The sequence below is a fragment of the Flavobacterium sp. WC2416 genome (assembly GCF_041200095.1).
Lineage (GTDB): Bacteria > Bacteroidota > Bacteroidia > Flavobacteriales > Flavobacteriaceae > Flavobacterium.
The window spans coordinates 2233380-2260166 of the sequence record NZ_CP165626.1 but is presented as its reverse complement, the minus strand read 5'-3'; the positions used below and the strand labels follow the sequence as shown (position 1 = coordinate 2260166).

Below are 26787 nucleotides of genomic sequence, written 5' to 3'. Positions count from 1 at the left end.
AATGATCCAATATGAAATTAAGGTGTTATTAAAAATTTATTACTGTAAATGAATATTATCCAATACTTTCGACACCAACCATTTCATTTGTATCTGCTTTGTAATCTACTCCTTCAAATCCAAATCCGAATAGGTTATGAAAGTCACTTCTGTATCCTTCTAAATCTCCTAATTCTGCTAAATTTTCAGTTGTAGCTTCTTGCCATAATTTGGCTATTTTAGCTTGTACATCAGCACGCATCTCTAAATCATCGATACGAATTCTTCCTTTTTCATCAGTAGGAACTGCTGCACCTGTATACAATCTATCTTGGTACAAACGTTGTATTTGCTCAATGCATCCTTCATGAATTCCTTCTTCTTTCATTATTTTATACAATAATGAAATGTACAATGGAATAACTGGAATAGCTGAACTTGCTTGCGTAACCAAAGCCTTGTTTACTGATACATACGCTTTACCATTAATATCCGCAAGACTATCTGTAATTGTAAAAGCAGTAGCTTCTAGATGATCTTTAGCACGACCAATTGTTCCTTTTCTATAAACCGCTTCAGTCAATGATGGTCCAATATAAGAATAAGCAACTGTTGTAGCTCCAGGAGCTAATAAATTCTCTGCTTTTAAAGCATCAATCCACATAGCCCAATCTTCACCACCCATTACTTTAACGGTATTCTCAATATCATCACCGCTACAAGGCTCGATAGATATTTCAGAAACTTTACCGGAGTGAAAATCAACTGTTTTATTTGTAAAAGTACTTCCTATAGGTTTCAAAACAGAACGGTGCAAGATTCCTGTTTTAGGATCCAAACGAACTGGAGAAGCCAAACTATAAATTACTAAATCAATTTGTCCTAAGTCCGCTTTAATTAAGTCTAATGTTTGTTTTTTTACTTCATCTGAAAAAGCATCTCCATTGATACTTTTTGCATATAATCCCGCTTTATGCGCTTCTTTTTCAAAAGCTGCAGAATTATACCAACCCGGAGAAGCTGTTTTACCTTCGCTAGGTGGTTTTTCAAAAAACACACCAATAGTTGAAGCATTCGATCCAAAAGCACTTGTTATTCTAGATGCCAAACCAAAACCAGTTGAAGCTCCAATAACCAAAACTTTTTTAGCACCATCAATAATGCCTTTTGATTTCACATATTCGATTTGATTTTTAACATTTTGCTCGCATCCTTCTGGGTGAGATGTCAAACAAATAAATCCTCTCATTCTTGGTTCTATGATCATTTTTATACTTTTTATTCGTTGATTTATAATTTTAATTACTTCGGTTTTCTTTACGTAGGCTTTTCAAAGCAGAACAAATATAATCCAAAAATCTAGTTCAGCAAGGCTTTTGCATGATTTAGAGCCGAATCAGAAACAACAGTTCCTGATAACATTTGGGCTATTTCAACAATACGTTCTTCATCTGATAAGAGTTTCAACTCTGATTGTGTGTCCTCCCCGATAGTTGATTTAAACACTTTAAAATGTGCATTACCTTTGGCAGCTATTTGTGGTAGATGTGTGATAGCAAAGATTTGCATTCCGTTACTCATTTCTTTCATTATCTCTCCCATTTTAATAGCAATCTCACCGGAAACACCTGTATCAATTTCATCAAAAATTAAAGTAGGCAATTTTGAATATTGTGCTAATATCGCTTTAACAGCAAGCATTATTCTAGACATTTCACCACCAGAAGCCACTTTCTTTAATATTCCAAAGTCGGTTCCTTTATTAGCCGAAAACAAAAATTGAAGTTCCTCTTTTCCATTAGCTAGGTAAGAGTCTGATTCAACTAACTGAATATCAAAACGAACATTAGGCATCCCTAGAGTTTCTAAAATAGTAATCATTTTTTGAGACAAAACTGGAATAGCTTGATGTCTTTTATCATGAATACTTTTTGCAATTAAATCTAAGGCGATTATTTTCTCTTCAATTGCAATCGTAATACCTTTAATTTCTTCTTCTAAATTACCTAATTCTAAAACAGACTGCTCTAAATTAGCTTGAATTTCTACTAATTCATCGACTGAGGTAACTTGATGCTTTTTTTGCAAATTGTAAATAAGTTGCAATTTTTGTCCAATCGCATCCATTTTTTCTGGATCATTGCTTAATTTTTCTGAGCAACGATTTAATTCATTCGAAATATCATCAAACTCAATTGTCAAACTTACTATTCGTTCAGATAACGCGCTATAATCTGTTGAAAATGAAGCTATTTTTTGTAATGAACTTTTAATTTCTTTTAGATTATTCAAAACACCAATTTGTTCATCGTTTCCAATAGCTAAAGAGCGATCAATAGATTCTTTTATTATTTCGACATTATTTAATTTTTCAAAATCAGACTCTAAAACCTCTTGTTCACCTGATACTAATTTAGCTTCAAGGAGTTCGTTCAGTAAAAAGGTATTGTATTCTTGCTCTTTTATTGACTCACCTTGTTTTTTAATTAGGGAATTAAGTTTAGATTTATCTTGTTTATACGATTTTAAAAGAGACTGATATTTTAAAATATTATCCTGATTGTTTGCAATTGCATCAATTATTTCAAATTGAACATTTTCATCAGAGAGTTCTCTTGTTTGTTGTTGTGAATGAATATCAATCAAAAACAAACCCAAGTCTTGTAATTCTTGAAGATTTACAGGACTGTCATTAATAAATGCTCTTGATTTACCTGAAGGAAGAATTTCACGCCTAATTATAGTATCGTCTTCGTAATCTAAATCGTTTTCTTTAAAAAAAGGAGCTAAATTATATTTAGAGATTTCAAAATGAGCTTCGATAATACACTTTTCCTCTTTGTTTTTTAAAGAAGAGAGATCCGCTCTTTTCCCTAATACCAATCCTAATGCGCCTAATATTATCGATTTACCAGCACCTGTTTCTCCTGTAATTATTGAAAATCCTTTAGAAAAATCGATCGTTAATTTTTCTATTAGGGCATAATTTTTTATCGATAGTGCAGTAATCATTTAGCTGTTTTTAGGGTAATTATGAGTGTAATATTCTTAAAATTGAGCAAATGTCAATATTTTAACATGGCCCATTTACTTGAATTTAAAGGAGAAACTTTATTTAAGTTTTCAATTAAATCCGAAACTGTTATAGAGGGACCTCCAGAAAAAATAGAAACAATTTCATCAGACTTAGCATCAAAAAAAATGCGAGTTAGGAATGCATTAGGTTTGGAAGCATTCAGTTTTCCAATATTTAATAATGATAATTTAATTTTTTCTTTAGCCGATTTCAAATCCTTTGACATTACATCTAATCCCGTATGATATTCAAAACTCGTTTTGCGTAATTGAGAATAAGCAGGAGATAACATATCGTTGATTAAAAAATACCTGTTTTGATTTCCATCAATTTGGCTCCATCCTTTATATCCACTTTGCTGAGCAATTCCAGCAATATTTTGTGCAGTTTCAAAATTAGAATTTCCCGATTCGGACTCAAAGGTATCATTATCCATTCCTAGTATAATATAACTATAGAATGAAATAACTGAAACTAAATTAGATTCAAAAACGGTTGGGTTAAAAATTAAACTCTCGTATTCTGTATATCTAAAACTAAAATCTTTATCATTATAATTCAAAACTGGTGAAGAATAAGAAGAACCATAAATAGGTCTGGAGGATTGAACTTGTATCGTTGCAACAAATTGATCTGAGCTGTTTGACTGTATTGTAATAAACATGGAGCAATTAATTTTCTCCTGCTGTTTATAGTTTTGCCCGTTCCAATCGGTTTTATTTACAAATTCATTTAAAGAAGTTTCTAAAGTTTTAAAAACTTGTTGATTTGAATTACTCAATTTTTGTGAATTTACCGATACTGTACAATTTAGCTGTTGCGCTTGCACAAGCCCAAATGACAATAACACAAAAAAGGTAATTATTTTATTCATGAAAATAGTTTACTACTTTGTTTAAAATATCGTCAGAAACTGCTTCTTTCGATTTCAAATCCATTGGTTCAATATTAAAATCTTTGTCGATAAAAGTAACTTTATTAGTAGTTTTACCAAAACCAGCTCCTTCATCTTGCAAAGAATTTAGAACAATCAAATCTAAGTTTTTTTTCTGGATTTTCCCCTTTGCATTTTCAATTTCGTTTTCTGTCTCCAAAGCAAATCCAATTAAGAACTGTTTTTTCTTGATTGCTCCAAGTGAAGCTAAGATATCTTTTGTTTTTTCTAATTCAATTGTAAAGTTGTCCGGTGCTTTTTTTATTTTTTGTGTAGCTACCGTTTTTGGTCTATAATCCGCAACGGCGGCTGCAGCAATAGCTACATCTACATCATTAAAATACAGATGACAAGCATCATACATTTCTTGCGCAGAAACCACATTAAGCACTTTAATTAACGAATGGTTAGCTTTAAATTTTGTTGGCCCCGAAACTAAAATAACAGATGCTCCTAAATTTGCCGCGCTATTTGCAATATCAAATCCCATTTTTCCCGAAGAATGATTTCCTATAAAACGCACAGGGTCTATTGCTTCGTACGTAGGACCAGCTGTTATTAGTATTTTTTTTCCTTTTAAAGGCAATTTACTTTCTAAATCAGCTTCAAGAAAAGCGATGATGTTTTCTGGTTCAGCCATTCTACCTTCACCAGAAAGTCCACTTGCTAATTCTCCGCTTTCTGCAGGAATGATCGTATTCCCAAAATCTCTTAAAGACTTGAAACTAGCTAATGTTGAAGGATGTTTGTACATATCTAAATCCATTGCTGGAGCAAAGTAAACTGGGCATTTAGCCGAAAGATAAGTAGCGATAAGAAGATTGTCACAACTGCCATTTGCCATCTTAGAAAGCGTATTTGCAGTTGCTGGAGCTATAACCATTAAATCAGCCCATAATCCCAATTCGACATGATTATTCCATTTCTCGTTTTCTTTCTCTTGATTAAAAAAAGTAGAATGCACGGGATTTTTGGATAATGTAGATAAAGTAAGAGGAGTTACAAAATCCTTAGAAGCAGGTGTCATTATCACTTGGACATGTGCACCTGCTTTTATGAAAAGTCGTACTAAAGACGCTGTTTTATAGGCGGCAATTCCACCAGATATTCCTAGTAAAATTTTCTTACCGCTTAAAACTGACATATAGTATTATTTAGTTGAATCTCTATGGTAAATTTTACCATCTAACCATTCTTGAACTGCTAAAGCATGTGGTTTAGGCAATTTTTCATAGAATTTTGAAACTTCAATTTGTTCTTTGTTTTCAAAAACTTCTTCAAGACTGTCATTATATGTAGCAAATTCTTCCAATTTCTCTGTCAATTCTTTCTTGATCTCAGAGTTAATTTGGTTCGCTCTTTTAGCCATAATGGTTATTGCTTCATACACATTACCAGTAGGTTCTTCAATAACAGTTTTATTATATGTTATTGTATTTACTGGAGCATTCGTCTTTTTTAAATCCATGACTTTATTTATTTAGTAAATTTTTGTAAATCTTGTTCAACACGAGCTAACATTACGTTCGCTTTTTCTTTATATTGGGTATCTGCCTTAAATTTTATTAAGTTAGAATACGCCGTTTTTGCAACATTTAATCGATCTTCCATTTTAGAATCAATACTGTTAATTCCTAATTGATAAGCAGAATCAAATTTATAATACAAAGCATCTTCTTTGTATTTTGTACCAGGATAATCAGCAATAAAATTATCTAAAGCTACTAACGCTGATTTATAATCAGAAATTGTATTGTATCCTTTAGCATTTTCAAAAACTTTTTTCTCAATTTTTTCTGCTAATACCTTTACCGTTTCATTAGCTTCCGCCAAGTATTCTGAGTTAGGATAACTATCTATAAAAGCTTGTAACTTATCAATTGCTTTAGTAGTATCTGTTTGATCTAAACTATAGACTGGAGATAATTTTGAATAACTTTTTGCTCCTAAAAATGCAGCTTCTTGTAATTTTTCACTTTTTGGATAACCCGATACAAAACTTTCGAACTGATATCCAGCTAAGTAAAATTGACCTGTTTTATAATAAGACTGTGCAAACATATAAAACAATTTTTCTGCTTGAGGTTTTCCTCTATATGCTGGTGCAATTTGCTCAAAAAGTCGAATTGCTTTAGTATATTTTCCAGCATCATATAACTTAGTTCCCATTTCAAACTTTACGGCTACATCATCCTTTTTTAAAGCCTTTTGATATTCATTACAAGAAGTAAAAAAAGCAATCAGAAGTATTAGAGATACAATTTTTTTCATTTTTTTATTTTTTTAAAATCTCATGAACTGTTAACAATCCACAAAAAATCATACCGAAGTTTCGGTTGCAAATTTAGTTATTAATTTAGCTACTACAAAATATTTCTTTGCTTAAAAAAAAGCAGTGTTTTAAAGGCTTATTTATCGATATTTTTAACAAATTCCGATATTCTATTACTTAGAGATTCATCTACCTTTACTAAAGGTAATCGTACAAAATTCTCTGTAATCCCTAGTGATTGAAACACTTGTTTGATTCCCGCAGGGTTTCCTTGTTCAAAAATCATATCGATACAGTCCATTAAAAGATAATGCAGTTTATAAGCATCATCTACCTTACGGTTCAAACCCAATCGTATCATTTCAGAAAATTGTTTAGGAAATCCTTGCCCAATTACCGATATAACACCTGAACCTCCTGCTAAAACCATTGGTAAGGCAATCATATCATCACCGGATATTACAAGGAAATCTTTTGGTTTATTTTTCAATAATTGAAGTGCTTGAGCCATATCACCCGCAGCTTCTTTAATAGCTACAATGTTTTTAAAGTCATTAGCTAAACGAAAAACGGTTGACGGCAACATATTACTTGCTGTTCTTCCAGGCACATTATAAATAATTACTGGTACAGGAGAAGCTTCAGACACTGCCTTAAAATGCTGATAAATACCTTCCTGTGTTGGCTTATTATAAAATGGTGAAACTGATAATATTGCTACAAAAGGAGAAAAATCTCTTGTCTTCAATTCTTCTACAATCTTTCTAGTATCATTCCCTCCTACTCCTAGTACTAAAGGTAATCTTCCATTATTGGCTTCAATAACCGTTTTTATAACTAGTTCCTTCTCTTCTTGAGATAGTGTAGCATTTTCTGCAGTTGTACCTAAGATAACAAGGTATTCAATTCCTCCATCTACAGAAAAATTTACTATGCTTTTTAAAGCTTCTGTATCAACTGAAAAATCTTCTTTAAATGGAGTTACTAGAGCAACACCCGTTCCTATTAATGATTGCATGTTAGATTATATTTTGTTTAAAATTTTTAAATACCTAAATAATTCGTGAGTAAAGACCTTATAGTTTTCTGCATTTGTATTGATCATTAAATCATTTAATCTTTTATCAATAGAAGAAAAACCAACTTTAAAATGCGCTTTTGATTCGTTTGTAACAACTAACAAAATTGCTTTTTCTACATCATAATAGCTTATTAGTAAATCAAACTCTTTATTTACAAAATCATTTACAGCTGGATTGCTTATTGTTGCATTCCAGTTTAAATCTTTTGAACTAAAAGTAGCTTGCGAAATGCTTTTATTTTTTTTTAAGCGATTTCTATAAACTAATACTTCTATATTCACTTCCAAGATTCCGTTTAACCGTAACTCATTTACTAAAAGATTTATTTCAGAAAAATAACTCTCGTCAATAAGTAAACCTACTGTTTTAATAGTTCCTGAATCCAGATTGCTCTTTACACTAAGTAAACTATTTTTTACTGTTTTTTTTACAGAAAACTCTTTTATATAATTTAAAAACATACTATTTTTACTCGCTTACAAAATTAATTAATTAAGTCATATTATAAATGGTAAATCTAAAAAAGTATAACGAAGTTTTAAAACTTTTTGTTATATTCTTAACATTTTTTTTCGTTTTTTCTTGCGGTAGTTCGAAACTGCAAGTTGCAAGAATAGAAGGAAAACAAATACCAATCACCGATAAAGAAAATCAAGTTACTGAAATAGAAAACTTTATCAAACCCTACAGAGAACACATTAATAAAGATTTGGATAGTGTTTTAGCATACTGCCCCATAACATTAGATAAAAAAGCCATAAATGGGCAAACCACTATTGGGAATCTAATGGCAGATGTTACTTTAAAAAGAGGAAACACTGTTTTTAAAATGCGTGAAAATAAAACAATTGACATCTGCTTGCTTAACCATGGCGGTATTCGCGCTATACTTCCAAAGGGTAATGTTACTACAAGAACCGCATTTGAAATAATGCCTTTTGAAAATACGATGGTTGTGATTGCCCTAAAAGGAGAACAAGTTTTTGAAATTGTTGATTATTTCATACTTGAAAAACAACCACATCCACTTGCTGGATTGACATTTACTATTGACAAAAACAATCATCCCAAAAATGTATTAGTACAAGGCAAACCTATTGAAAACGACAAAGTTTATTATGTGGGCACCAATGATTACTTATCTAATGGTGGTGACAATATGAATTTCTTCAAAAAAGGAATAGCTACCTATGATCTAGATTACAAATTAAGAAACATATTAATTGATTATTTCAAAGAAACCGATACGATTAAATCAACTCAAGACAATCGAATTATTGTTGAATAATTATAACCTATTTATTAGCACTGTATTTTAGCCCCGATTGAAGTAAAAATCCTTTTTATTTTTTCTTTAAAAATAAAAAGATTGCAACGGAAAGCGGGAAACAGCTCCAAAAACAAACAAATGAAAAGAAGAGATTTTATAGAGAAAACTGCTGCAAGCACCGCAATGTTGAGTTTAGGTTTATCATTGAGTAGTTTTACAACTCCTGATATAAAGAAAATAACAATTCTTCACACCAATGATGTGCACAGCCACATTGATCCTTTTCCTGCTGATGATCCTAGAAACGCAAATATGGGTGGTGTTGCAAGAAGAGCTTCGTTGATAGAAAACATACGAAAAGAAGATCCTAATGTATTGTTGCTTGATGCTGGAGATATTTTTCAAGGGACGCCGTATTTTAATTATTATGGTGGAGAACTGGAATTTAAATTAATGAGCATGATGCAATATGATGCTTCTACGATAGGGAATCATGACTTTGATAATGGTATTGCAGGGTTGTATGCTCAAATGCCTCATGCAAAATTTGAGTTTCTATCGGCCAACTATGATTTTAAAAATACCATGATGAATGGCTTAGTAAAACCGTATAAAGTTTTTAATAAAAATGGAATTAAGGTTGGCGTTTTTGGAATTGGAATTGAACTTGATGGTCTAGTTGATAAAAAAATGTACCAAGAAACGGTGTATAACAATCCTGTTGAAACGGCGCAAGAAATGGTTCGGATATTAAAAAAGGAACAAAAATGTGATTTAATTATTTGTCTTTCACATCTGGGTTATAATTATAAAAATGAACCAAATAAAATTTCTGATTTAAAATTTGCAGCACTTACGGATGATATAGACTTAATAATTGGGGGACACACCCATACTTTTCTTGATAAACCAACAGTTACTAAGAATCTATCAGGAAATGATGTTTTGGTCAACCAAGTTGGTTGTTATGGAATAAATCTGGGCCGAATCGATTTTTATTTTGATTCAAATAAGAGAAAAGCTTCTGAAGGGAAATCAATTATCGTTTAATCGTTCCGTGGTAATAACAAACTTATAAAAAGAAAAACAAACTATGGTGTTTAAAAATAGAGCCATTGGTCTTAAACTGGTAATCTTAAAATCAGAAAGGTAAAACTTCTCAATAAATACTACAAAAGTCTGCATAAGAGACATGATTCCAAAAACAAATAACCAAATGTCTTTTCTATTAAAAGTTAACAGATATTGGGACAATATAATTCCGCTAAGTACTGATATTAAGATAATTTGAACTACTAAAACCACATAACTTCTTATCAATATATCATCGGGGATAGAAACTAAATACAAAAAATAAATCAAAAAGGGTATTGAAGCCAATAATGGCGGTATGTAATCCTTGATTTTAACCAACTTTACTACATAATATATCTCAATTATACGATGAAAAAAAACAGCTATCAAGGCATAAAAAAGCATGTTTTTGTCGTTTGGTATAAATAACAATCTACCTATTAACAAGAATAGCATGTTAATAAAAAAGAGCGGGTTTTTCCGTATGGAAGAATAGCTATACAATGCAAATAACAAAACTATTTCTAAGGGCTTAATTATATATAGAATATAACTATCGTCAGAAACTACCTCAATAAATCCCATTAAAAAAAATAATGCAATTAATGATTTTTCAAGAGTAGTTTCTTTACTTAAAACCTTCATTTTTTTAAAAATTATCAGTAACCATCTTCAAAAAATCATCTTCAGATAGAATAGGAATATTTAACTTATTGGCTTTTTCTAATTTAGCCGGCCCCATATTGTCACCTGCAACAACATAATCTGTTTTGGTAGAAATTGAACTTCCTACTTTACCACCATTATCTTCAATTGCTTTTTTCAAATCATCTCTTGAAAATTTAGAAAATACACCTGAAACCACAAATGTTTTTCCAATCAATTTATCCGTAGCATTAGGGTTCACTTTTTCAACGATTTCAAATTGTAGTCCGTACTCTTTTAACCTTTCGATAATAATTCTATTTTCATTGTTTTCGAAAAAATCAATCACACTTTGCGCAATTCGTTCCCCAATTTCATCCACCAATACTAAATCCATCAAGCTTGCCTCACTTAAAGCATTAATGTTTTTATAGTGTTTAGCCAGTTTTTTAGCCACCGTTTCACCTACAAACCGAATTCCAAGAGCAAATAAAACACGTTCAAAAGGAATATTCTTAGATTCAGCCACACCCTTAACTAAATTTTCAGCTGATTTTTGTGCCATTCTTTCCAAAGGGAGAATTTGCTCCACAGTCAACTCATACAAATCAGCATAATTATGAACTAGATCATTATTAAAAAGTAGTGCTACCGTTTCTCCTCCTAGTCCTTCAATATCCATCGCTTTTCTAGAAATAAAATGCTGAATTCTTCCAATGATTTGTGGAGGGCAACCATAAAAATTAGGACAATAATGATTCGCTTCGCCTTCAGAACGCACCAGCTCAGTATTGCATTCAGGACAGTGTTTAATATATACAGTTGGTTCTGTGTTTTCTGGACGTTTCGTTAAATCAACAGCAATAATCTTAGGGATTATCTCCCCACCTTTTTCAACAAAAACAGTGTCTCCAACACGAATATCTAGTTTTTCAATTTGATCTGCATTATGCAAAGAAGCTCGTTTTACAATTGTTCCTGCTAGTTGTACAGGCTCTAAATTAGCGACAGGAGTAATAGCTCCCGTTCTCCCAACTTGATAAGAAATTGAATTTAATTTTGTCGAAACTTGCTCTGATTTGAATTTGTACGCCATAGCCCAGCGTGGTGACTTTGCAGTATAACCCAATTCATCCTGATATTGAAATGAATTTACTTTTACGACTACTCCATCCGTTTCATAAGGTAAATCATGTCGATGAACATCCCAGTAGTCAATAAACTGAAAAACTTCATCTAGATTGTGTGCTAATTTAGCTTCTTTTGGTACTTTAAATCCCCAATTTCTAGCTGTTTCCAAGCCATCGTATTGTGTAGTAAATGGCAATTGATTACCAATTAAAAAATAAAGCAAGCAGTCTAAGGGTCTCTTAGCCACTTCGGCGCTTTCTTTTAGTTTTAAACTACCAGAAGCTGTATTTCTAGGATTAGAATACGGCGTTTCTCCTATTTCAATGAGTTCTTGATTCATTTTTTCGAAACCAGCAAATGGTAAAATAATCTCTCCTCTAACATCAAATTTTTCGGGGTAATTGCCTTTTAATTGTAATGGAATGGATCGTATTGTTTTAATATTATTAGTAACATCATCCCCTTGAAATCCGTCTCCACGAGTAACAGCGCGTTTCAGTTTTCCATTTTCATAAGTTATACTTATAGAAGCACCATCATATTTCAATTCACAAGTGTATTGTAAAGGTACTTCGCCTAAAACTTTTTGAATTCGCTTTTCCCATTCCATTAAATCTTCTTTAGAATAAGAATTATCTAGAGAATACATGCGATATTCATGAGGAACAGTTTGAAAATTCTTTGTAATAGAACCACCTACTCTTTGTGAGGGTGAATTTTCATCAAAATACTCTGGATGTTTATTTTCTAAATCTAGTAGCTCTTTCAGTTTTATATCAAACTCATAATCAGAAACTACCGGTTTATCCAGCACATAGTAATTGTAATTGTGTTGATTTAACTCCTCCCTTAAAGTTTTAATCGAATTTTGAATATCCATAGAAAATAAAATTGGCTATTTTAGTCTTTAAAATAAAGGACTAAAATAACCAATTAAAAAGAAACCTACATCAAAAAAATATTTTTCTTCTAAGAAATAAAAGTGAGTTTCCGACCTTTCAAAATTAATTAATTTGAAGAATAAATAACTACTGAATTATGATTCAATAATCGTATTTATTTGCTTGTACAACTGACCGTCACTTAAGAAAGCACCTTGCTGAATCAATGCAAAAAGAGACGAATTACGCTCCTCAGTAAACTCTTTTTTACCAGTCTTCATTTCGATAGTGTCTGTAAACATATTATCACTAAGCCATTGCAATCCCTCTTTAGTTAAAAAATCAACTTCAGGAACTAATGATTTAAGCACAATGGATTGAACATAAGTATTAAAACTATGGAATAGGAAAATATGATTTTTTGAAAAATGCTCTAAATATTCTGCTCTTGTAAGAACTCCTTCCCAAACTAGATCTGAAAAAACGTCTAATTCTTGCTCAGCAACTTCTGGCTTGTCTTTTTTAATTGTATCCCATTCTGCTTTATCAATTGTCTGAGTTGCTAAGAAAGTACTAAATTCTTGTGTTAACTCTTCAAATTGTTCTTTAGTTAATCTTGTATATTTCATGTTTATTTTAATTTTTAGAATTCCAATTCAAAACGCTCATTAATTGATTTATTCTCGCAAATTCTTCTATCGTTACTATATTCTTAATCCCAACTACATTGAAAGTTGTGCTGCAAATTTAATACTAAATTCTTTTTAAAAATTAATCAAAAATCACAACATAAAAAAAAGCCTCACATCCCTGTGAGGCTTTTCTATTATAAGAAAGATTGAGAATTATTTTTTCTCAGACTTTTCCATTTTAGCTTTCAATGCAGCTAATACATCATTGCTATCTCCTAAAGTAGAAGCAGGTGCATTAGTTGAGTTTGAAGCTGAAGAAGTATTTTCTGTAGCTGCTTTCACATTTTTCTCTTCTTCTTCACGGAAGATAGCAGTGTGAGATGCAACAACTCTTTTAAATTCTTTGTTGAATTCGATTACTTTGAAATCAGCAGATTCTCCTTTTTTCAATTTCTTACCATCTTCTTTTTCAAGGTGACGAGTAGGAATGAAAGCAACGATATCATCTCCAAATTCTACAGTAGCTCCTTTGTCAACAATTTCAGAGATCTCTCCGTTGTGGATAGTTCCCACTGCGAATGAATCTTCGTATTGATCCCAAGGATTAGCAGTAGTTTGTTTGTGACCTAAAGATAATTTACGTCCTTCAACATCTAATTCTAATACTACAACATCAAGTTTCTCACCAACATTTACAAATTCAGATGGGTGTTTGATTTTCTTAGTCCAAGATAAGTCAGAGATGTAAATTAATCCATCAATTCCTTCTTCTAATTCTACGAAAATACCAAAGTTTGTAAAGTTTCTAACGATACCTGAATGTTTAGAACCTACAGGATATTTAGAAGTGATATCAGTCCAAGGGTCTTGAGACAATTGTTTGATACCTAATGACATTTTACGGTCATCTCTATCTAAAGTTAAGATAACTGCTTCAACAACATCACCTACTTTTACGAAATCTTGAGCAGAACGTAAATGAGTAGACCATGACATTTCAGAAACGTGGATTAAACCTTCAACACCTTCAGCAACTTCGATAAAAGCACCGTAATCAGCGATTACAACTACTTTACCTTTTACTTTATCTCCAATTGCTAATTTAGCATCTAGAGCATCCCAAGGGTGAGCGTTTAATTGTTTCAATCCTAATTGAATTCTTGTTTTCTCATCATCGAAATCAAGGATTACAACATTTAATTTTTGATCTAATTCAAGAACTTCAGATGGGTGGTTAATTCTTGACCAAGAAAGGTCAGTAATATGAATTAATCCATCAACTCCACCTAAGTCAATAAAGACACCATAAGAAGTAATGTTTTTAACAACACCTTCTAATACTTGTCCTTTTTGTAATTGACCGATGATTTCTTTTTTCTGTACTTCAATATCCGCTTCAATAAGCGCTTTGTGAGATACAACAACGTTTTTAAATTCGTGGTTGATTTTTACCACTTTGAATTCCATTGTTTTATTTACGTAAACATCGTAATCTCTAATTGGTTTAACATCAATTTGAGATCCTGGTAAAAACGCTTCAATTCCGAAAACGTCAACGATCATACCACCTTTAGTTCTGCATTTTACAAAACCATTAACGATTTCTCCTGTTTCGTTAGCCGAAATAACTCTATCCCATGATTTGATAGTACGTGCTTTTCTATGAGATAAAACTAGTTGTCCAGTTTTGTCTTCACGGATGTCAATTAATACTTCAACAGTATCACCTACTTTTAATGCTGGGTTGTAACGGAATTCGTTTAAAGAAATAACACCTTCCGATTTTGCGTTGATATCAACGATAACGTCTCTATCTGTGATTCTAACAACAGTACCATCTACTACTTCTTCTTGGTCAGTAGCGATAAAAGTTTTTGATACTAATTCTTCGAATTCTAATAAGTTTTTTTCATCTACTGGATCGATACCTTCTTCGAAGTTATGCCAGTTAAAATTTGCTAAAAACTCTTCTTGTGATTGGATTTGTTCAGACATGCTGATAAAAATTTGTATTCTGCATTCTCTCGAGTTTCATAAGTGAAAGAAAACAACAGAAGTTGTTTGTATAATTAATTGATACCTAAAGGAAACTCTTATTCACCAAAAGGTCTGCAAAAGTAACACATTTATCTTAAACCACAAAATAATATAAAAAAGATAATCGATTGAGAATCAGCAGCGAATTAATACGCCTTTTTGCAGGCATCGTTCCCGCTCTCGCCTTTATCTCTGCGCTACGCTGCGAGGATACCGGCTCCATCGGGGCTAAATGGATTTTATGCTTTTTTTTCCAGCAAAAAAAAACCCGATAACTACTTAAAAGTTATCGGGTTGTGAGTTATTTTTATGATTTTTAATGACTGAATTTCTCTACAATTTTTGGATCATGTTTATATTTGAAAACAAACGGAAATATCATAGCTAGAACCAAAGCGTAACTCGCAAACGTAATCCAAATATGAAACCAGTCTTTACTACCATCCACTAGAGTAAAGTATTCTTGTATGATATAACCACTGGCAAAACTACCAATCAAAGCTCCAAAACCATTTACCATCATCATGAACATCCCTTGAGCACTTCCTCTAATTTTCGAATCCGTTTGTGTTTCTACAAATAATGAACCTGAAATATTAAAGAAATCAAATGCCATTCCATAAACAATACAAGACATAATAATCATCCAAAGTCCATCTGAAGGATTTCCAAAAGCAAATAATCCAAAACGCAATACCCAAGCCAACATACTAAACAACATAACATACTTAATTCCAAATTTTCTCAAAAAGAAAGGAATTGCTAATATGAATAAGGTTTCAGAAACTTGAGAGATTGACATAATTATAGCTGGATACCGCACCGCGATAGTGTTTTTATAGGTATCGACAGTGGCAAAATCATGAATATAAGTATCTCCATACGCATTAGTCAACTGCAATGCAGCTCCTAACAACATCGAAAAGATAAAGAAAATAGCAAATTTTCTTTGTTTGAATAATTCAAAAGCATTTAAACCCAAAGCTCGTGAAAAAGAGCTGTTTTTCTCGCCTTTACACAACGGAGGACATTTAGGCAATGTAAACGCATATATTCCTAAAATTAATGACACTACTCCAGCAATATAAAATTGATTAGCTGATGTTTCATTATGCGTTAAACTAACAACCCATAAAGCAACAATAAAACCTATTGTCCCCCATATTCTGATAGGTGGATAATCCTTTACAACATCCATGTCTTTAGCAATTAATGCATTATAAGCTACAGTTATTGATAATGAAATAGTAGGCATGTAGAAAAACATGTTCACCAACATAACCCAGAAAAAAGTGGTAGGATTATCTACTTGCGGTAAGAAAAACAAAGCAGCAGCACCAAAAAAATGAAGCAAACCATATAATTTTTCAGCATTTAAAAAACGATCTGATATAATTCCTGTAAGAGCAGGCATAAAAACAGAAGAAATACCCATTGTTGAAAAGATGATACCAAACTCAGTACCTGACCAATGTTTATTATTAAACCAATAAGCTCCAATTGTAAGCAACCACGAACCCCAAATGAAAAACTGAAGGAAATTCATTAAAATCAGTCTGTATTTAATACCCATAAGATGAATTATATTATTTTAAAAAAATGTAAGGCGTAAATCTAATATTTAAAATGTGATAAACAAAAGAATTAATTCGTTTTAGTAATTTCACTTACTAGACTCAACACCACTTCAAATTGTTCTTCACGTGTTAGGTGTGAATTATCAATTTCTATAGCATCTTCTGCCATTACTAAGGGAGAATCTTCTCTATGGGTATCAATATAATCACGCTCTTCAACATTCTTCAACACTTCTTCATAGGTAACATTGTCGCCTTTTTGCTTCAATTCAGCAAATCGTCTTTCGGCTCTTGTAGTTGCACTGGCAGTCATAAATATCTTAAGTTCAGCATCTGGAAAAACAACGGTACCAATATCTCTTCCGTCCATCACAATTCCTTTATTCTCTCCCATTTGTTTTTGTTGCTCCACTAGTTTAGAACGAACTTCTGAAATTTCAGCTACTTTACTTACAAAATTAGAAACTTCAATAGTTCGTATTTGAGTTTCTACATTAGTATCATTCAAATACATTTCGCCAAAACCTAAATCTGGATTGAATTTAAATTCTAATCGAATAAATGGCAAACTATTAATTAAAGTTTCTTTGTCAAAAAACGAAGCACTTATATAGCCATTTTGCATAGCAAAAAAAGCAACTGCACGGTACATTGCGCCAGTATCCACGTATACATATCCCAAATGATTGGCTAATTGTTTTGCTAAAGTACTTTTTCCTGTGGATGAAAACCCGTCAATTGCAATGGTAATTTTTTTCAATTTTATATTTTAATTTGATGTTATTAAACCTACTCCTAGCTGCTCTAAATTTTATAAGAAAACATCTTATTTTTATATATCAATAATAGACACTTAAAATAATTTTTGTTTTAGAATGATCAATCAACTCCCCTATTCTATTAAAAAACAATTCATTAACCATTGGACAACCCAAACTCTTACAAATAAATTGCCCTTGCTCTTCATATGGAACACTTTCAAATTGATGCAAAACTATATTTCTACTAAATGCATTACTATTTGTAGCGTCCAATCCATATAATTTATACGCCTTCCCATATGTACCAATATACTTGTTACCTATAGAGTACTTTCCTAAAGAAGTACAAAAAGAATGATTCTCATTACTAAATTTCAGCTCTCCTTCTATGCCTGTTTCAGAACCTAAACCATGGCTAACTAAGCCTTCGTCTATAATTTCATTTGTTTTCAAATTACAAACAAAAAACCGATATTTTCCTGATTCTATTTTCATATCAATAAAAAAACCAATTTCTTTATTGTACTTTGAGTATCTATTAACTAGGTCTTTTACTTCCTTAATTTGTGAATTCAATTTTTCTTGTACAACTGTTTTTTCGTCTTTATTACTAAAGCTAGAGAAAACAAATACCAGAAAAAATAAAAAAATAAATAGCTTCTTCATCTCTTTACCTATTTTTAATTAACCCTTCTATTGAAAATTTATCGTTAAACCAAATAAACTTGTATTTCCCGCTAGAGTATAACGTGAATACGAGTAATTAAATTTTAATTTATTTAATTTTAATCCAAAACCTAACGAAATGCCTGAAAAATTGCGTTGTTCTACAATACGTAGTTCTTCTGCTCTTCGAAAATTATATCCAAGACGCAAATTAAATGCTTTTTTTGGGAATAATTCGACTCCAAAAATTACATGACGCAAGGCGTTGTTCACAAATGATATTTTTTCTTCAGTTGAACTACCGTCAATTGAAGATTGAGTCCTTTCTGGATTTGAAAAAGAAATATTCCATTGTTGTAAATTCTCTAATGTCAAATGCCATCGAATAGGTACATTTTCTAATTCTTGTGAAACTCCCGCAAGTAGCTCTAAAGGTAACCTTTCATGAGCTTCAGAATAGGTTGTGAATTGGGTACCAATATTGCGTATAACCAACCCCCAATTGACATCATTCCTTTCGTCAATAAAAATAGCACCAATATCAATTGCTCCTCCTAACGAATTATAACTCTCTAAGGTGGATGAAATTAATTTAGCATTTGCCCCTAAATATAATGTTGTGTTTGGTACATTATAAGCATATCCAAAAGACAATGCTGTTTCACTTCCAGTAAATGAGGAGGTTGTTTGACCATTTTCATCATATCCTTCAAAGCTACCATAGTTAACGTAATTAACCCCAACTTGAAAAGTTTGTAAATGCCGATCATAAGTGTATGCATAAGAAGCAGTCCCGTAAGTAATCTCCCCATAATAACTCCCGTAATTAATAGCTAAATGGTTGTCCATTTCTACATTAATTGTTGCTGGATTAAAATTTACTTGATTTACATCATCATCATAAATAGTGATTGTTTTCCCTCCAAGTGCTGCCTGTCTAGGCGAAGTAACTAAGTTTAAAAACTGATACGTATACTTCCCTCCTATTTGACCGTAAGAAACAGTACATATAAGAAGTAAAAAATATAAAAAAAGTTTTTTGAACATGCTTTAGGTTTCTATTTTTTTAAAATAAAACGCAATAACGAAGATAAAATTATAATACCAATAATTGGTGATTTTGCATCTCCAAATTCCAAACAAATAAAATTCCAAAATCATCTCTCAATTATTTTAAGATTTGATTTTGGAATTATTATTTAAATTAAAAAATAGTCTTTACAAGGTTTTTGCATTTTTTACTTTCTGATCTGTAATTGCAATTTTTAGAACTTCGCTCATTTCTTTTACAAAATGGAAGTGCATCCCTTCAATATATTCTGGTTTTATTTCGTCAATATCGCTTTTATTTTCATGGCACAAAATAATTTCCTTAATACCAGCACGTTTAGCAGCTAATATTTTTTCTTTTATACCTCCAACAGGTAACACCTTTCCTCTTAATGTAATTTCACCCGTCATAGCCAAATGTTTTTTGACTCTCTTTTGTGTAAACAAGGAAACCAAAGACGTTAACATCGCTATTCCAGCACTTGGACCATCTTTTGGTGTTGCTCCTTCTGGAACATGTAAGTGAATATTGTGATTTTTTAAAATATCTGGATTAAGACCTAAAAGTTCAGTATTTGCTTTAATATATTCTAACGCAATAGTTGCCGATTCCTTCATTACTGTACCTAAATTTCCAGTAATTGTCATCGTTCCTTTACCAGGAGAAATAAGTGACTCAATAAACAAAATATCACCACCAACACTTGTCCAAGCAAGTCCAGTTACAACCCCAGCAACATCATTACTTTCGTATTTATCTCTTTCTAATCTAGGAACGCCTAGAACTTGTACAATATCAGCATCAGTTACTTTTTTGTTATATTCTTCTTCCATTGCAACTGATTTTGCTGCATTACGAATAACCTGAGCAATTTTAGCTTCCAATCCACGAACTCCAGACTCTCGAGTATATCCTTCAACAATTTTTTCTAATTGCTTTTTTCCAATAGTTAAATCCTTGGATGTTAATCCATGTTCTTTTAACTGTCTTGGAAATAAGTGCTGACGTGCAATCTCCACTTTTTCTTCAATTGTATAACCCGACATTTTAATTACCTCCATACGGTCTCTTAACGCTGGTTGAATTGCTCCTAAATTATTAGAGGTAGCAATAAACATCACCTTTGATAAATCATACCCCATTTCAAGGAAATTGTCATAAAATGAATTGTTTTGTTCCGGATCTAAAACTTCTAATAAGGCTGAAGAAGGATCTCCTTGATTCCCGCTCGCTAATTTATCAATCTCATCTAGAACAAATACTGGATTTGATGTACCTGCCTTTTTTAAACTCTGAATAATTCTCCCTGGCATTGCACCAATATAGGTTTTTCTATGTCCTCTAATTTCCGCTTCGTCACGTAACCCTCCAAGTGAAATTCGAACATATTCTCTACCTAAGGCTTCTGCAACAGATCTACCAATGGAGGTTTTACCAACACCTGGAGGTCCTGTTAAACAGATGATAGGTGATTTCATGTCATTTCGCAATTTCAAAACGGCCAAATGCTCAATCATTCTTTTCTTCACGTCTTCTAAACCAAAATGATCTCGGTCTAGAATTTTTTGAGCTCTTTTCAAGTCAAAATTATCTTTAGAATACACATTCCAAGGCAATTCAAGAAACAGTTCTAAATAATTTCTTTGAATTCCAAAATCTGGCGCTTGTGGATTCATTCGACGCATTTTTGACAATTCTTTTTCGAAATGTTTTTGTGTTTTCTCGTCCCACTTCTTAGTCTTCGACTTTTGAAGCATTTCGTCCATTTCTTCTTCTTGTGAAACACCTCCCAGTTCTTCCTGGATGGTTTTCATTTGTTGATGAAGAAAATATTCTTTTTGCTGTTGATCTAAATCAAAACGAACTTTAGATTGAATATCGTTTTTGAGTTCTAATTTTTGCAACTCAATATTCATGTAACGCAAAGTTTTCAAAGCCCTGTCTTTCAAATCATTAACTTCTAGTAAATCTTGTTTTTCTTTGACAGATAAATTCATATTAGAAGTCACAAAATTGATCAAGAAAGATTGACTTTCAATATTTTTGATTGCAAATGTAGCTTCGCTTGGAATATTTGGACTCTCTTTAATTATTTGAATTGCCAGTTCTTTGACAGAATCTAAAATAGCCAAAAACTCGGTATCTTTTTTTTCTGGTCTTTTCTCTTCAAAATCTTTAATTGTAGCTGTGATATAAGGCTCTTCAGAAACTACAGTGTCAATTTCAAAACGTTTTTTCCCTTGAAGAATAACTGTTGTCGTTCCATCAGGCATTTTTAAAACTCGTAATATTCTGGCTACTGTTCCTATTTTATGTATATCGTTTTTTGTAGGATCTTCAACTTCTTCATTCTTTTGAGCAACTACACCAATAATTTTACCAACAGCATTTGCATCATCTATTAATTTAATTGATTTATCACGCCCTGCAGTAATAGGAATTACAACACCAGGAAATAAAACCATGTTTCTTAAGGGTAAAATAGATAGCGAATCTGGTAATTCTTCATTTATCATTTCCTCCTCATCTTCTGGAGTCAATAATGGAATTAATTCTGCTTCTGAGTCGAATTCTTGTAGTGACAGATTGTCAATTGTAAGTATTTTATGGTTTGACATAGTATATTTAAGTCTTTTTGTCATTAAAAATTTTAATCTTATGAATAAACAAAGAGTTTAAACACTTTAAATACCAATATAACTGGTATTATCCTTTGTTATTCATTAGTTGTATAAAAAATGCAATCATTATGCCATTGTAGAAATAAGCAGTAATCAAAATTGTAAATATTGGTGATAAATCAACTATTAAATAGTTGATTTATGATGTTTTTTTCCTAATACTTTAGTAAAAAGAAAAAGGTCATATTGATAGAATTTTAAATACGAAGTTTATTTTAAATTATTATAAATGACTTTTTGAAAAGAGATTAAAAATAATTATTTATACTGTTTCATCACTCTTTTTCATAAAACTCAAAACTATAAAACCTAATACGAAGAATATGGCTAATATAAAAAACGAATTTCGCATTGAGTTTGTAATCGAAGCTACAAAACCAAAAATAAAGGTTCCTACTACAATCGAGATTTTCTCTGTAACATCAAAAAAACTAAAGTAAGTGGCATGATCTTCCGTTTCAGGTAATAGTTTAGAATATGTTGATCTTGAAAGGGATTGAATTGCTCCTAAAACCATCCCAATCGTACCTCCAAGCGCATAAAATTGAAGATCAATATATTGACTTTTAGCATCTAATAAATACGCCGCAAAACAAATAAAACCCCAAATTACAATTGTAATTTTTAAGGTTTTTATGTTCCCTATTATCTCGGATATTCTAGAAAATAAAAAAGCGCCAAATATAGCTACAACATTGATTAATAAAATGATTATGATTAATTTACTTGTAGTAATCCCTAATTCTTTTTTACCAAAAATACCTGCTAATAATATTACAGTTTGAACACCAATACTGTAAAGAAAAAAAGCGGTTAAAAACTGTTTTAACCTAGTAAGTTCTTTCAAGCTTTTAAAAACAACTTTAAGTTCTCTCAATCCTTTAAATATAAAATCTTTCTCTGGTTTTTTATGAAATACATTATTAGGTAAATAATGAAAAGTAATTTGAGCAAAACCCATCCACCAAATACCTACTGATAGAAATGAAATTCGCGCTGGTATCGACGAATCAGTTATTCCATACCATTCAGGCATCATAACCATAGTTAAATTAAATGCTAACAAAATTAAAGATCCAAAATAACCAAACATAAAACCTTTCGCACTCACACGGTCATGCTGCTCTGGAAAAGCAATTTCTGGCAAATAAGAATTATAAAAAACAATACTTCCCCAAAATCCAATGCTAGCCAAAATAGTTCCTAAAACACCTATCCATAGTGTATCCTGTCCTTTAAAAAAGAACAATCCCATAACTGAAAACGAACCCAAATAACAAAAAAACTGCATAAAACGTTTCTTATTACCCGTATAATCAGCTATGCCGGATAGTATAGGTGACAGAAATGCAACTATTAAAAAAGAAATTGATAATGAATAAGATAGCAAAGAGGAGTTATTAATTTCCAGACCCAAAAAATGGACAATACCATTATTATCACTGGTTACAGATTCAAAATAAATGGGAAATACTGCAGTTGCAATAACCAGACTGTACACTGAGTTTGCCCAATCATAAAATGCCCAAGCGTTTATTAACTTCTTATCTCCTTTTTGTAAAGCTATCATATAAATATTTTTAAAACGAATTTATTTATTTTTTGAGTATTTAAACTATAAATCAGGATAAACTTTGTAATAATAATGATTTGTTAAAAACAGAAAGCCAATTCAGTTGAATTGGCTTTCCATTATCTATTAAAATATATTTTTTTATCTGAAAATAACTCCAAATTTTGCCGCCGTTGCTTTAGCTTCCGGAACCATTGCTTTCAAATTGGCAATTCTTGTTGCATCTGAAGGGTGTGAACTTAAAAACTCAGGTGGTGCTTGACCATTAGAACTTGCAGCCATTCTTGTCCAAAATGAAATTGCATCATCTGGATTATAACCTGCAATAGCCATAAGAGTAAGGCCTATTTTGTCAGCTTCGGTTTCATGACTTCTACTGTAAGGCAACATTACTCCTACTTGTGAACCTATACCGTAATATTGTTGCCACATTTGTTGTTTTTCAGCGCTTTGACTCCCAGTTGCAACAGCAACACCTACAGCGCCAAGACTCTGAAGTTGTGATGCACTCATACGTTGTGCTCCATGATTTGCTAGTGCATGAGAAACTTCATGCCCCATAACAGTTGCTAAACCAGCATCGTCTTTTGTAATGGGTAAAATCCCCGAATAAACAACGATTTTTCCACCGGGCATACACCAAGCGTTAACTTCTTTACTATCAACTAATTTATATTCCCAACGGTAATCATTTAAATATTGAGTTTGACCTAAGTACGCTAAATATTTTTCAGCAGCTACTTTAATTTTCATACCCACATTTTCCACTCTTTTTGCGTCTGCAGTTCCAGTAATGACTTTGTTTTCTTTCAAAAAAGTTCCATACTCCTGAAAAGAAGAAGGGAATAATTCACTATTAGAAACAAAATTTAATGTTTTTTTCCCTGTAAGAGGGTTGGTCGCACAAGAGATGAATAGACCTAGCGTACAAATTCCTGCTATTATTGACTGTTTTTTCATGATATTAGATTTTAATAAAAACAAAAATACAATTTTAACTAAGTTTATGAGTTACAAAATTAAAAGCAATTGTATCAATTTTATTGTTTTCTTTATTCTCCAGTAATGTGCAAAACATTAAATTCCTTATCTACAATTAGATAATCATTAATTTCAAAAGCCAAGCTATTAAATGAAACTTCTTCGTTATCGATTTCAATACTTTTTACTTTAAATGGTAATCCAATAAGGTTTATTTTATACTTAGAATAATTAGTGTCATATTTCCCTTCTTTATGTTGTTGAATATTAAGTTCTTTCTCCTTTCCAGTTACTCTGAAAGTTAAAAAACTATATCTGCCTTTTTTATAATCATACCCATCTTGAGCATCTTCATAAACAACTGATTTTTCTTTTCCTTTTTTATAATATAAATCTAAAGTTAATTCATCAAATTCTAATTCACCTACATATTGTTGAACAGGGTATTTAGGAATCATCGAACCCGCTTTGACAAAAACTGGAATCTCATCAAAATGAGTATCTACCCACATTTCTTTTCCTCCTTTTACTATTTTATTAGTCCAGTAATTATACCATTCCCCTTTAGGAATATACATTCTTCTTCCTATTGCATTAGGTTCTAATATAGGGCAAACCAATATCTGATTTCCAAAAACAAATTCATCATTTCGATAATGAGTTTGAATATCATCTTGATCAAAGTACACTAATGGTTTTAACATTGGTATTCCTTCTTCAATATATTGGTAAAACATGGTGTATAAATACGGTAATAACTGGTAACGGAGACTTACGAATTTTCTAGTAATATCAATGACTTCATCGTCAAAGGCCCACGGTTCTTGGTCTCCATGATCACCTGACGAGTGAGTTCTACAAAAAGGATGAAAAACACCTAACTGAATCCAACGAGCGTATAACTCTCCTGAAGGTTGCTCAGCAAATCCTCCAATATCTGAACCAGTAAAACCCATTCCAGATATAGACATTCTTTGCACTTGTATATTAGCAACCCATAAATGTTCCCAAGTGGCAACATTATCACCTGTCCACGAAGAAGTATAACGTTGTGAACCTGCATATGCAGACCTAGTTATTACAAAAGGTCTTTTGGGGTAAGCAAATCTTTTTACTCCATGGTAGGTAGCTCTTGCCATTTGAGTACCATAAATATTATGTGCTTTTCTATGACTGCAAGGATTTCCGTCATAATCGTGACGTACATCCATAGGAAATGTTTTATTTGGAACCTCCATTACGGCTGGTTCATTCATGTCATTCCATACTCCTTTTACACCTATTTCCGAAACTAATTCTTTAAATAATCCTGCCCACCATTCTCTAACTTCAGGATTAGTATAGTCTGGAAAATTACATTCTCCGGGCCAAACTTTTCCCTTCATATAAGGACCATCAGCTCTTTTACAGAAATAATCTTTATCTAAAGCTTCTTTATAAACAGCATATTCTTTGTCAATTTTTATTCCTGGATCTATAATAACAACAGTTTTAAAACCGTCCTCAGCTAATTCTGCTACCATTCTTTTAGGATCTGGGAAATATTCTTTATTCCAAGTAAAACATCTAAATCCTTCCATGTAATCTATATCTAAATAAATAGCATCACATGGTATTTGCAACTCTCTAAATTTAGCAGCAACATCTTTTACATTACTCTCAGGGTAATAGCTCCATTTACATTGATGATAACCCAGAGCCCATAAAGGTGGTAATTCTGGTTTCCCAGTTAAATCAGTATAGGTAGTTACCACATCTTGCATTTGTGGTCCATAAATGAAATAATAATTCATCTCTCCACCTTCGGCCCAGAAACTGGTTACATTTCTTCTTTCATGACAAAAATCAAAAAAAGTTCTAAATGTATTATCAAAGAAAATACCGTATGCTTGTTTATTTTGCAATCCTATATAAAAAGGAACAACTTTATATAAAGGTTCCTGATCTTTTTGAAAAGCATATTGATCTGTAGCAAAATTCTCTAATCGCTTCCCTTTTAAATTCATTTGGGTAGCTTTATCTCCAAGTCCATAAAAGCATTCGCCATCTTTGGATGCTTTACTCATCTTTACGATATTACCACCAAACTCATAACTTTCCTCCCAATGAAAACCTAACTCATCCTCTAATAAAATATTACCTTTTAAATCATAAATAGACTTTCTCATGTCTAATTTTTGAATAACACATTTTATTTTGCTAGTAACTATTTGGTAATAATAAGGTTCTTCAGATATTTCTAGTAAATTATATCCATGAAGTTGGCTTTTATCTATTGCATATGAAAAATCATTGCTGAAATACCCTTTTGTAGTAAATCGAAAACGCAATAAACTATCTCTTAAAATAGTGACTTTTAAAACAACACTATTATCAGTATTAAAATAAATCGAATCGCCTTCAAGTTTAAAAGAAACAATTCTTGAGGGATATAAATCCCCTTTATATTCTAATTCAGTATTTGTAATCATAATTATTTAATAT

General features: G+C 31.7%; 22 protein-coding genes. 2 read left to right on the top strand and 20 right to left on the bottom strand.

Features of this window, described 5'->3' with window-relative positions:
* Positions 1-55: 55 nt before the first annotated feature.
* From fabV to AB3G39_RS09580, 8 genes are all read right to left on the bottom strand, one after another.
* Positions 56-1246, bottom strand: coding sequence for an enoyl-ACP reductase FabV (gene fabV / locus AB3G39_RS09615; protein ID WP_369769311.1), 1191 nt, complete (start codon positions 1244-1246; stop codon positions 56-58).
* Positions 1247-1338: 92 nt separating this feature from the next.
* A complete protein-coding gene (gene recN, locus AB3G39_RS09610) occupies positions 1339-2991 on the bottom strand; it encodes a DNA repair protein RecN (RefSeq protein ID WP_369769310.1) in 1653 nt (550 codons plus the stop codon).
* A 53-nt stretch (positions 2992-3044) separates the two neighbouring features.
* Positions 3045-3929: a DUF4835 family protein gene (locus AB3G39_RS09605; RefSeq protein WP_367770210.1), complete on the bottom strand. Its 885-nt coding sequence runs from the start codon at positions 3927-3929 to the stop codon at positions 3045-3047.
* The gene (gene coaBC, locus AB3G39_RS09600; protein WP_369765036.1) at positions 3922-5133 is read right to left on the bottom strand and encodes a bifunctional phosphopantothenoylcysteine decarboxylase/phosphopantothenate--cysteine ligase CoaBC; all 1212 of its coding nucleotides are present in this window, start codon (positions 5131-5133) and stop codon (positions 3922-3924) included. The genes AB3G39_RS09605 and coaBC overlap by 8 nt, the downstream gene beginning before the upstream one ends.
* A gap of 6 nt (positions 5134-5139) precedes the next feature.
* Positions 5140-5457, bottom strand: a complete 318-nt coding sequence (locus AB3G39_RS09595) for a DNA-directed RNA polymerase subunit omega (protein ID WP_007138306.1) — start codon at positions 5455-5457, stop codon at positions 5140-5142.
* Positions 5458-5465: 8 nt separating this feature from the next.
* On the bottom strand, positions 5466-6260 hold the full coding sequence (locus AB3G39_RS09590) for an outer membrane protein assembly factor BamD (RefSeq protein ID WP_367753363.1): 795 nt from the start codon (positions 6258-6260) through the stop codon (positions 5466-5468).
* Positions 6261-6397: 137 nt separating this feature from the next.
* A complete protein-coding gene (gene dapA / locus AB3G39_RS09585; protein ID WP_367753365.1) occupies positions 6398-7279 on the bottom strand; it encodes a 4-hydroxy-tetrahydrodipicolinate synthase in 882 nt (293 codons plus the stop codon).
* 6 nt (positions 7280-7285) lie between these two features.
* Positions 7286-7804 carry a hypothetical protein gene (locus AB3G39_RS09580; protein ID WP_369765035.1) on the bottom strand — a complete coding sequence of 173 codons (519 nt, stop codon included), beginning with the start codon at positions 7802-7804 and terminating at the stop codon, positions 7286-7288.
* Positions 7805-7851: 47 nt separating this feature from the next.
* Here AB3G39_RS09580 and AB3G39_RS09575 point away from each other — a divergent pair, with 47 nt between their 5' ends.
* Both AB3G39_RS09575 and AB3G39_RS09570 read left to right on the top strand, forming a co-directional pair.
* Complete coding sequence (locus tag AB3G39_RS09575; RefSeq protein WP_367770218.1) at positions 7852-8631, top strand: 5'-nucleotidase C-terminal domain-containing protein; 780 nt, start codon at positions 7852-7854, stop codon at positions 8629-8631.
* A gap of 120 nt (positions 8632-8751) precedes the next feature.
* Entirely contained in the window at positions 8752-9663 is a 912-nt protein-coding gene (locus tag AB3G39_RS09570; RefSeq protein ID WP_367770220.1) for a bifunctional UDP-sugar hydrolase/5'-nucleotidase, read from the top strand.
* Here the strand turns inward: AB3G39_RS09570 and AB3G39_RS09565 are convergent.
* From AB3G39_RS09565 to AB3G39_RS09510, 12 genes are all read right to left on the bottom strand, one after another.
* Positions 9649-10332, bottom strand: a complete 684-nt coding sequence (locus AB3G39_RS09565) for a hypothetical protein (protein ID WP_367770223.1) — start codon at positions 10330-10332, stop codon at positions 9649-9651. The two genes, AB3G39_RS09570 and AB3G39_RS09565, sit on opposite strands and share 15 nt — an antisense overlap.
* Positions 10333-10336: 4 nt before the next feature.
* On the bottom strand, positions 10337-12343 hold the full coding sequence (gene ligA / locus AB3G39_RS09560) for an NAD-dependent DNA ligase LigA (RefSeq protein WP_369765034.1): 2007 nt from the start codon (positions 12341-12343) through the stop codon (positions 10337-10339).
* Between the two features lie 156 nt (positions 12344-12499).
* Positions 12500-12973, bottom strand: a complete 474-nt coding sequence (locus tag AB3G39_RS09555; RefSeq protein WP_369765033.1) for a DUF6495 family protein — start codon at positions 12971-12973, stop codon at positions 12500-12502.
* A gap of 216 nt (positions 12974-13189) precedes the next feature.
* The gene (gene rpsA / locus AB3G39_RS09550; RefSeq protein ID WP_367770231.1) at positions 13190-14971 is read right to left on the bottom strand and encodes a 30S ribosomal protein S1; all 1782 of its coding nucleotides are present in this window, start codon (positions 14969-14971) and stop codon (positions 13190-13192) included.
* Positions 14972-15329: 358 nt separating this feature from the next.
* Positions 15330-16586: a nucleoside permease gene (locus AB3G39_RS09545; protein ID WP_367770233.1), complete on the bottom strand. Its 1257-nt coding sequence runs from the start codon at positions 16584-16586 to the stop codon at positions 15330-15332.
* Positions 16587-16657: 71 nt separating this feature from the next.
* The gene (gene cmk / locus AB3G39_RS09540) at positions 16658-17350 is read right to left on the bottom strand and encodes a (d)CMP kinase (RefSeq protein ID WP_367770236.1); all 693 of its coding nucleotides are present in this window, start codon (positions 17348-17350) and stop codon (positions 16658-16660) included.
* A 79-nt stretch (positions 17351-17429) separates the two neighbouring features.
* Positions 17430-18017, bottom strand: coding sequence for a murein L,D-transpeptidase catalytic domain-containing protein (locus AB3G39_RS09535; RefSeq protein ID WP_367770239.1), 588 nt, complete (start codon positions 18015-18017; stop codon positions 17430-17432).
* Positions 18018-18044: 27 nt separating this feature from the next.
* Positions 18045-19064 carry a type IX secretion system protein PorQ gene (porQ, locus tag AB3G39_RS09530; RefSeq protein WP_367770242.1) on the bottom strand — a complete coding sequence of 340 codons (1020 nt, stop codon included), beginning with the start codon at positions 19062-19064 and terminating at the stop codon, positions 18045-18047.
* 171 nt (positions 19065-19235) lie between these two features.
* Positions 19236-21686 carry an endopeptidase La gene (gene lon, locus AB3G39_RS09525; protein WP_369769308.1) on the bottom strand — a complete coding sequence of 817 codons (2451 nt, stop codon included), beginning with the start codon at positions 21684-21686 and terminating at the stop codon, positions 19236-19238.
* Between the two features lie 325 nt (positions 21687-22011).
* Positions 22012-23319: an MFS transporter gene (locus AB3G39_RS09520; protein ID WP_369765032.1), complete on the bottom strand. Its 1308-nt coding sequence runs from the start codon at positions 23317-23319 to the stop codon at positions 22012-22014.
* Positions 23320-23463: 144 nt separating this feature from the next.
* Positions 23464-24282 (bottom strand): M48 family metallopeptidase, encoded by an 819-nt coding sequence (locus AB3G39_RS09515; RefSeq protein ID WP_369753895.1) that lies wholly within the window; start codon positions 24280-24282, stop codon positions 23464-23466.
* 92 nt (positions 24283-24374) lie between these two features.
* Positions 24375-26774, bottom strand: a complete 2400-nt coding sequence (locus AB3G39_RS09510) for a glycoside hydrolase family 31 protein (RefSeq protein ID WP_369765031.1) — start codon at positions 26772-26774, stop codon at positions 24375-24377.
* Positions 26775-26787: the final 13 nt, after the last annotated feature.